Genomic DNA, 3,116 nt, shown 5'->3' with positions numbered 1-3,116 from the left:
GCCCTTCGCGGTCTCGGGACGGCTCCCCCACAGCCGGCGGTCGCCCGCCGGGAGGGCTACGCGTTCTTGGTCAGCGACCGGTCCAGGTCGGGCTCCAGGTAGATCAACCGGGCGGACGGCACCTTGTTGCGCACCCGCTGCTCGGCGCCGTCGATGGCCTCGGCCACCTCGCTGACGGTCAGGCCCGGGTTCATCGCGATCTTCGCGGCCACCAGCAGCTCGTCCGGCCCGATGTACTGCGTGCGGATGTGGATGACGCGCTGCACCTTGCCCGCCGCCAGCTCGTCCACGATGACGTCCAGCTCCGCGGGCGCCGCGCCCTCACCGATCAGCAGCGACTTCATCTCGATGATCAGGATGACCGCGATCACACCGAGCAGCAGTCCGATGCAGATCGTGCCGATGGCGTCCCACACCGGGTCACCGGTCAACGTCGACAGCCCGACGCCCATCAGCGCCAGGACCAGGCCGATCAGCGCGCCCGCGTCCTCCAGCAGCACGACCGGCAGCTCCGGCACCTTCGACTGCCGGATGAACTGCCACCACGTCGCGTCGCCCTTGATCGACCGGGACTCACCGATCGCGGTGCGGAAGCTGTAGCCCTCCAGTCCGATCGCGACCAGCAGGATGATCACCGCGACCAGCGGGCTGCTCAGCTCCTCGTGCGACTCCAGCTTGTGGATGCCCTCGTACAGGGCGAACACCGAGCCGAGGCTGAACAGCAGCAGCGCCACCACGAACGAGTAGAAGTACCGGTCACGCCCGAACCCGAACGGGTGGTTGAGGGTGGCCTTGCGCTGCGACGTCTTCTGCCCCAGCAGCAGCAGGCCCTGGTTGGACGTGTCCGCCACCGAGTGCACCGACTCGGCCAGCATGGACGACGATCCGGTGATCAGGAAGCCGACGAACTTCGCCGCGGCGATCCCGGCGTTGGCCACCAGTGCGGCGATGATCGCCTTGGTCCCGCCCCCTGCTGACACGGTTGCTCCCTAAGCGCCCTGGTCCGATTTGTCTGTGTGACCCTACTCAACGCCGGGGGTAGCCCGGAAAAGCTGGGTGTCAACCTCCGACGTGACGAGCACCTCGGGATCCCGCGCGGGCAGCCACACGGACTGGCCCCGGGTCAGCTCCACCGCCTGCGCGCCGGTCGACAAGCGCGCCCGGCCACGCGCGCAGAACAGGATCTGCGGTCCGCTGTGGTCCACCCGGACCTCCACCGACGGCCCGACCTCGATCCGCGACAGCTCGAACTCGTGGCACGGCGTCCGGTACGCCCAGAGGCCGGGCGAGGTCTCCTCACCGGTCTGCACCGGCATGTCGCCGCACCGGAAGTCCAGCACCCTCATCAGCTCGGGCACGTCCACGTGCTTCGGCGTCAACCCGCAGCGCAGCACGTTGTCCGAGTTCGCCAGGATCTCCACGCCGGTGCCGTGCAGGTAGGCGTGCAGGTTGCCGGCGGGCAGGTAGACGGCCTCGCCGGGCCGCAGCACGATCCGGTTGAGCAGCAGCGCGGCCAGCACGCCCGCGTCACCGGGGTAGGCCTCACCCAGCTCCAGGACCGTGCGGCACTCCAGGTCGAACTCGCCGTGCTCCTTCACGTGCAGCACGCACGCGTCCAGGACCTGCGGCAACAGCATGTCCAACGCCGTCTGCGGGAGCGTGATGAGCGTGGTGAACAGGGCCCGCAGGCCGTTGCCGTCCGGCTGGGCGGCCAGCAGCTCGGTGTAGGGGGCGAAGTCCGGCGCGTCCAACGACCGCAGCAGCGCCACCGTGCGCGCCGGCTCGCGGAACCCCGCCAGCGCGTGGAACTCGGTCAGCGCGCAGATCAGCTCGGGCTTTGCGGACGGGTCCTTGTAGTTGCGGATCGGGGAGTCCATCGGCACGCCCGCCGCGTCCTCGACGGCGAACCCGTGCGCCGCCTGCTCGGCCGACGGGTGGGCCTGAAGGCTCAGCGGCTCGTCCGCGGCCAGCACCTTCAGCAGGAACGGCAGCCTGCTGCCCCAGCGGTCGGCGTGCGGGGCGCCCAGCTGGCCGTCCGGGTCGTCCGCGAGCAGCTCCAGCAGGGACCGCGGCTCGCCGTCGGGACCGACGACCCGCGACGGGTCGCCGGGGTGGGCGCCCATCCACAGCTCGGCCTCGGGGTGCGGCGTCGGCACCTCCTTCCCGAGCAGCTCCGCGATGGCGGTGCGCGACCCCCACGCGTACGCCCGCACCGCGTTGTGCAGCAGTTCCACAGTCATCCCCTCACACGGCCGGCGCGTACAGCCCTGGACCGCCCAGCGTCCCCGCCGCCAGCCCCAGGTACAGCGCGGCCAGCTCGAACCGCAGGGCGAGCAACGCGGCGCACACGGCTTCCCCGCCGCTCACCTCCTCGGCCGGTTCGAGCACGTCGGCCCCGGACAAGGTCTCCATCGCGACCCGCCGGGCGAAGTCGGCCTCCGGACCTCGGCGCGCGGCCACCAGCATCACGCGGACCAGGCCGTCGTGCTCGTCGTCCGGGTCCGCGAACAGGTCGGCGCCGGACGTGCCGCGCACGGCCCGCCGGTGCAGCACCGACCGGGTCAGGGCCTGAGGATAACCGGCAACGTCGCTCACGACGCCCGCGTACGTGGCCAGCACCCCGGCACCGTGCGCGGCCACCGCCGTGGCCAGGTCGTCCAACCCCCACAGCAGCGGGGTGCGGTCCGCGATCCGCAGCGCGAGCGTCTTGGCCGGGTTCACGAACGACTCGTGCATCGGGTGGCAGCGCTCGGCCTCGCGGTCCAGCTCGTCCGCGACCGCCTGCACGTCCGCTTCGAGCAGGCCGAGCGCCTTCAGCGCCACCACCCACGCGGCGAAACCGCGGGCGAAGCCGAAGCCCTGCGGCACCGGCACCCGCGGCGGGATCAGCAGCGCGTGCTGAGCGGCCGACGCGGCCACCGGGCCGTCCGGCTCGGCGGTCAGCAGCACCCGCGCGCCCCGCCGGGCCACCCGGTCCACCGACTCGGCCATCCGCACGTCACCGGGGTCCTCGGTGTGGGCGAGGACGACGTCCAGCGCGCCCACCCACGTGGGCACGTCGTCGGCCACCACGACCGGCACCGGGCAGCGCGCACCGAGCAGGGCGGTGACCACCC

3 protein-coding genes are annotated in these 3,116 nt (G+C 72.1%); all 3 read right to left on the bottom strand.

Translation table 11 applies throughout. From position 1 onward, the window contains the following. Positions 1 to 56 precede the first annotated feature (56 nt). Complete coding sequence (locus AB0G02_RS33075; RefSeq protein WP_360802138.1) at positions 57 to 980, bottom strand: cation diffusion facilitator family transporter; 924 nt, start codon at positions 978 to 980, stop codon at positions 57 to 59. A 42-nt stretch (positions 981 to 1,022) separates the two neighbouring features. After that, a complete protein-coding gene (manA, locus tag AB0G02_RS33070) occupies positions 1,023 to 2,240 on the bottom strand; it encodes a mannose-6-phosphate isomerase, class I (protein ID WP_360802135.1) in 1,218 nt (405 codons plus the stop codon). A 4-nt stretch (positions 2,241 to 2,244) separates the two neighbouring features. Next, on the bottom strand, positions 2,245 to 3,116 hold an 872-nt coding region (locus tag AB0G02_RS33065; protein ID WP_360802132.1), incomplete at its 5' end, for an SIS domain-containing protein.

This window comes from Actinosynnema sp. NPDC023658, assembly GCF_040639995.1.
Lineage (GTDB): Bacteria > Actinomycetota > Actinomycetes > Mycobacteriales > Pseudonocardiaceae > Actinosynnema.
Note: the sequence above shows the minus strand (reverse complement) of the source record. Positions and strands in the feature narration are given on the sequence as shown.